This window comes from Nitrosomonas sp. (assembly GCF_043753625.1).
GTDB lineage: Bacteria > Pseudomonadota > Gammaproteobacteria > Burkholderiales > Nitrosomonadaceae > Nitrosomonas.
This window is the reverse complement of the sequence record NZ_JAYUWI010000061.1, coordinates 1-4,981: the sequence shown is the minus strand read 5'-3', so window position 1 is coordinate 4,981 and position 4,981 is coordinate 1. Positions and strand designations below refer to the sequence as shown.

The 4,981-nt window shown below is 44.7% G+C and carries 6 protein-coding genes and 1 tRNA gene; all 7 read left to right on the top strand.

Annotation, left to right across the window (positions count from 1 at the left end; translation table 11 throughout):
* The first annotated feature begins 198 nt into the window (after window positions 1-198).
* A tRNA-Arg gene (locus ACH10T_RS06185) sits at window positions 199-275 on the top strand.
* A 183-nt stretch (window positions 276-458) separates the two neighbouring features.
* Window positions 459-1,058: a riboflavin synthase gene (locus tag ACH10T_RS06180; protein WP_394808443.1), complete on the top strand. Its 600-nt coding sequence runs from the start codon at window positions 459-461 to the stop codon at window positions 1,056-1,058.
* Between the two features lie 22 nt (window positions 1,059-1,080).
* Window positions 1,081-2,181, top strand: a complete 1,101-nt coding sequence (gene ribBA, locus ACH10T_RS06175) for a bifunctional 3,4-dihydroxy-2-butanone-4-phosphate synthase/GTP cyclohydrolase II (RefSeq protein WP_394808442.1) — start codon at window positions 1,081-1,083, stop codon at window positions 2,179-2,181.
* A 63-nt stretch (window positions 2,182-2,244) separates the two neighbouring features.
* Complete coding sequence (gene ribH, locus ACH10T_RS06170; RefSeq protein ID WP_394808441.1) at window positions 2,245-2,727, top strand: 6,7-dimethyl-8-ribityllumazine synthase; 483 nt, start codon at window positions 2,245-2,247, stop codon at window positions 2,725-2,727.
* On the top strand, window positions 2,724-3,224 hold the full coding sequence (nusB, locus tag ACH10T_RS06165) for a transcription antitermination factor NusB (RefSeq protein ID WP_394808440.1): 501 nt from the start codon (window positions 2,724-2,726) through the stop codon (window positions 3,222-3,224). Before ribH ends, nusB begins: the two co-directional genes overlap by 4 nt.
* A gap of 12 nt (window positions 3,225-3,236) precedes the next feature.
* A complete protein-coding gene (thiL, locus tag ACH10T_RS06160; protein WP_394808439.1) occupies window positions 3,237-4,208 on the top strand; it encodes a thiamine-phosphate kinase in 972 nt (323 codons plus the stop codon).
* A complete protein-coding gene (locus ACH10T_RS06155) occupies window positions 4,189-4,737 on the top strand; it encodes a phosphatidylglycerophosphatase A (RefSeq protein ID WP_394808438.1) in 549 nt (182 codons plus the stop codon). Before thiL ends, ACH10T_RS06155 begins: the two co-directional genes overlap by 20 nt.
* The last annotated feature ends 244 nt before the right edge of the window (window positions 4,738-4,981 follow it).

Sequence of the window (4,981 nt, the reverse complement as noted above, 5' to 3'; positions counted from 1 at the left end):
TGGCCTGATTCTCCTAGCTGTTTCAACAAGTTATGCGAAAACTTATTATACCAATTAGGCCTGAATCGGGCCGCAGTACTTGCTCGTTAACGGGACAGCAGTGAAAATGATTACATTAAGGATTATCCAAGTTGGACGAGAGTTATAAAAGCAGTTATCCTGTCGACCGATAAATGGCATAACAGTTTGTTCACCAAAGCGCCCATAGCTCAGCTGGATAGAGTACCGCCCTCCGAAGGCGGGGGTCGCACGTTCGAATCGTGTTGGGCGCGCCAATAGTTATATCGTTTTTTTCAACGCATCGCCTTGATTCTCACAACGTTACTCTCATTACTTGAAGTACTACAAGGTATACTTACAAAAGTACGAAATTTGTAGTTTACACGTCACATTGCTATCAATTCGTTGATGCATATCCTATCATTCGTGTCATATCTGAACTTATAGAACATATTGGGATGTTTACCGGAATCATACAAGCAGTAGGTGAAATAAAACAGATTCGCCCTATCCAGGGACATAGCGACAACGGGTTGTCCCTAGAGATTTCCGCTGGGGAAATGGATCTGAGTGATGTCATGGCGGGTGACAGTATTGCTGTGAGTGGTGTTTGCCTAACGGTTACAACGTTAACCGGAAACCTGTTTACGGTAGATGTTTCGCAGGAAACGCTCAGCTGTACACAGGGTCTGGATCAGGTTGGTATGCACGTTAATCTGGAGAAAGCCATGCGCTTATCTGACCGGTTGGGTGGACATTTGGTCAGTGGTCATGTGGATGCGACTGGAACAGTGGTTAAATTTGAGCCTATCGGGGAGAGTTTTGTATTGATCATTCAAGCGCCAGAATCAATATTGCGATATCTTACCCATAAAGGCTCTATTACCGTCAATGGCGTGAGCCTGACAGTTAATAAAATTGAGGGTAATGAGTTTTCTGTTAACCTCATTCCACATACCTTGGCGGTAACCACGCTCCAAGAACTTGCACCGGGAATGCGCGTAAATCTGGAAACAGACATGCTGGCGCGATATGTGGCAAGATTATTAACTATTTAAGTTTAACCGGGATTAAACAGACATGAGAATCAGTGCTACCCAAGACATTATTGACGATCTTAGATTGGGTAAAATGGTCATTCTTATTGACGAAGAGGATCGCGAGAATGAAGGGGATCTGGTTCTGGCTGCCGATTTTGTGACGCCGGAGGCTATCAATTTTATGGCTACCCACGGCCGTGGACTGATTTGTTTAACGCTGACTGAGGAAAGGTGCCACCAATTAGATTTGCCTTTGATGGTGTCAGCCAACCGCGCTCCCTTGGGAACCAATTTTACGCTCTCCATAGAAGCAGCCAGCGGCGTAACCACAGGCATTTCTGCGGGGGACCGTGCACGTACCATTCAAGTCGCCGTTAAAGCGGATGCTAAACCACAAGACATTGTGCAACCAGGACACATTTTTCCACTGATGGCACAGAAAGGCGGTGTCTTGGTTCGTGCGGGTCATACTGAGGCCGGTTGTGATTTAGCCAGAATGGCCGGCTTGACAACAGCCTCGGTGATTTGTGAGATTCTGAAAGAAGACGGTAGCATGGCAAGATTACCCGATCTTATGGAGTTTGCAAGTAAACATCAGCTCAAAATTGGCGCGATAGCCGATCTGATTCAATACCGCAGTCAGACTGAAAGCTTGGTAACACGTGTTGCTGAGCGTGCAATTCAAACACTGCATGGCGAATTTCTGCTGACAGCTTATCGTGATGAAATAGCCAATACAACACACTTGGCTTTGGTAAAAGGTGAAATAAACCCAACAAAGGAAACCTTGGTGCGTGTGCATGAGCCGCTGTCGGTCATAGATCTACTGGATATTGATGACAATACACATTCCTGGAGCATTCATGATGCCATGAAGTTAATTGCTGAAGCAGGGCAAGGTGTTATCGTTCTACTGCATCGTAAAGAAAGTCCAACTCAATTGATCGAGCGCGTTCAATTGAAGGAATCGCGTTATCCCGTCTCAATCAAGACGGACCTTCGTGATCACGGTATTGGCGCGCAAATACTGAAAGATCTGAACGTAGGAAAAATGCGATTGATGTCAGCGCCGAGGAAAATGCCCAGTGTGACAGGATTCGGTTTGGAAGTAACCAGTTATGTGGATACGCCCAAGCTATAAAATTTAAATCTTGAGTGCTCAAGAATTGATCACGATTAATCAATAGACTTACAGGAGTAAGATATGCCGTACTATGACGATATTCTTGAATTCGAACCGAATCTGGATGGAACAGATTTACGTATCGGCATTGTCATGAGCCGTTTCAACATTGATGTGGGGGAAGGTTTACTCAGTGCTTGTACGGCAGAGCTTAAGAAAAATAGTGTACAAGATTCGAACATACTGCTCGTGACCGTGCCGGGCGCGCTGGAAATTCCGCTTGCATTGAAAAGAATGGCTTTGTCCGATCAGTTTGATGCGTTGATTGCGTTGGGTGCGGTAATCCGGGGAGACACTTATCATTTTGAAGTCGTTTCTAACGAATCTGCACGCGGCCTAATCATGGTACAGATTGAAACAGAAATTCCTGTCGCCAATGGGATATTGACTACGGATAATGATGATCAAGCGATTGCCCGAATGAGCCAGAAAGGAATGGAATCCGCGCAGGTTGCATTGGAAATGGCTAATTTGCATATAAAAATTGATGAAATTGATTTATGAGTAGCACGCTGACCGAAACAAATTCCACCACAAACCAAAAGACGGATAAACATAAAAGCCGCCGCCGGATTGCACGCGAGTTTGTATTGCAGGGTATTTATCAGTGGCGGGTTGCTGGCGGCACAGCGAATTTTATTGAGCAACAATTACGGGAATCCGAAGAATTTAAGCATGTAGATGAGAAACACTTCACGAACTTGCTGCAAGGTGTGCTCAAGGATGTTGAGGGATTGGAAAAATATATTCAGCCCTGTCTGGATCGTCCTTTAAATGAATTAAGTCCGGTGGAATTTGCAATTTTATTATTGAGCACTTTTGAGTTAATGCATTATCTGGAGATTCCTTATCGCGCAATTATCAATGAAGCGATAGAGTTAGCCAGAACTTATGGTGGCAGTGATGGGTATAAATATGTGAATGGCGTGCTGGATAAATTGGCCATTCAATTGCGCGCTGTTGAGATTGCAGCACCCAGGCCGACAAGAAATCAAGTTTAGTATTAATACAGCGTGTGTTCAGAGTTCGATATTATTCGTCGCTATTTCAAACGGACTGCAACTCAATCAGTGCTGGGAATTGGTGATGATGCTGCACTGATTAAAGCTACTGACAATAAAGAATTGGCTATCTCAACGGATACTTTGGTGTGTGGTAAACATTTCTTTGCGGATGCTGATCCTTACAAACTCGGATACAAATCCTTAGCAGTTAATCTCTCGGATATGGCTGCAATGGGAGCAAAGCCTCGCTGGGTATTGCTAGCTTTAACGTTGCCGGATAATTTAGTGCAACATAATAAAGCATGGTTAAGTGAATTTAGTGCGGGTTTTTTTGCACTGGCAGATTCGTATCAAGTGGAGTTAATCGGTGGAGATACGACTGCCGGACCACTGAATATCGGTGTGCAAATCATGGGGGAAGTCGAAGTAGGCAAAGCATTGCGCCGCAGTGGCGCCAAATTGGATGATGATATTTGGGTTTCCGGCCGGTTAGGCGATGCTGCCTTAGCGCTTAATCATGAATTGCAGCAAATAACTCTTGAGCCCAATGAAATTGCGGAATGTTTGCCTGCATTACTGACGCCGACCGCAAGGGTCGAGTTAGGACAACGTTTGATCGGTCTGGCGCATAGCGCTATCGATATATCCGATGGATTAGTGGCGGATCTTGGGCATATCCTAACCGCTTCTGAAAAGGCGGCCTACATCAATATGACCGATATCCCCTGTTCCCCGGTAATAAAAAAATACTTGCAGCAATCTCTGGTAATGCGCTGTTTATTGGCCGGCGGAGATGATTATGAATTATGCTTTACAGCCCCGAAAATAAATCGCGAGAAAATTGAAAATCTTTCTGCTGAATTGGCTATTCCTCTTATTCGCATCGGTGAGATTCTTTCAGGTGAGGGTTTGATTGTGAAAGATGCCAAAGGGAGTGCAATCATATTGGAGACCAAAGGATATGACCATTTCATTGCCTAAAGCTTATGACTTGTCGAGTGACCAGTCGACCCAATTTCAACCGGATTTTGCTTTAATATACAGTCACCCTGCCTATTTCATCGCCTTTTCAGGCGGTGTCGGACTAAGCCCCATCGCTCCGGGCACGATGGGAACACTGGTTGCATTTCCATTATTTTGGCTACTTAATTATTATCTCAGCCCAATTTATCTTTTATTATTGATAGACATCATGTTTATTGTAGGCATTTGGGCATGCGGTCTTAGTGGCAAGGCTCTGGGTGATCCGGATCATGGCGGCATGGTGTGGGATGAGACCGTGGCATTTCTTTTGGTTCTGTTTTTTACGCCGGCAGGCTGGGCGTGGCAGCTAGCTGCGTTTATTTTGTTTCGCCTGTTTGATATTGTTAAACCGCAACCTATCCGATACTACGATCGCAATCTGGAAGGCGGTTTTGGTGTTATGTTTGATGATATGGTGGCGGCGTTTTTTACCTTGCTTTGCTTGGCCGGATGGAAAGCCTGGGTATTATCTGAAGGGTATTTTTAGTGACTGGAAAGTCAGAATTTAAAATTTGCATTAACAGGGAAAATTTATGGTTTTCTGGCGCGTAAAATCACTAGACGCCATTCTGGCTAAAGCAGAAAAGAAAATCTTCATCGTTCCCTTGGAGCGTGGCAATTAACTCTCCTAGGGGTTCTGTCGCATTAAGCGAGATCATCGATACCTTCGTGTAGACTGTTGACATCGAAAAAATGGTGAGGCTACATGCTGGTTGTAAAAGGAATGCGAT

Bases quoted from the DNA above. Each gene is read 5' to 3' on its own strand.
- ACH10T_RS06180 (WP_394808443.1), top strand. From the start codon at position 459: ATGTTTACCGGAATCATACAAGCAGTAGGTGAAATAAAACAGATTCGC.
- ribBA (WP_394808442.1), top strand. From the start codon at position 1,081: ATGAGAATCAGTGCTACCCAAGACATTATTGACGATCTTAGATTGGGT.
- ribH (WP_394808441.1), top strand. From the start codon at position 2,245: ATGCCGTACTATGACGATATTCTTGAATTCGAACCGAATCTGGATGGA.
- nusB (WP_394808440.1), top strand. From the start codon at position 2,724: ATGAGTAGCACGCTGACCGAAACAAATTCCACCACAAACCAAAAGACG.
- ACH10T_RS06155 (WP_394808438.1), top strand. From the start codon at position 4,189: ATGACCATTTCATTGCCTAAAGCTTATGACTTGTCGAGTGACCAGTCG.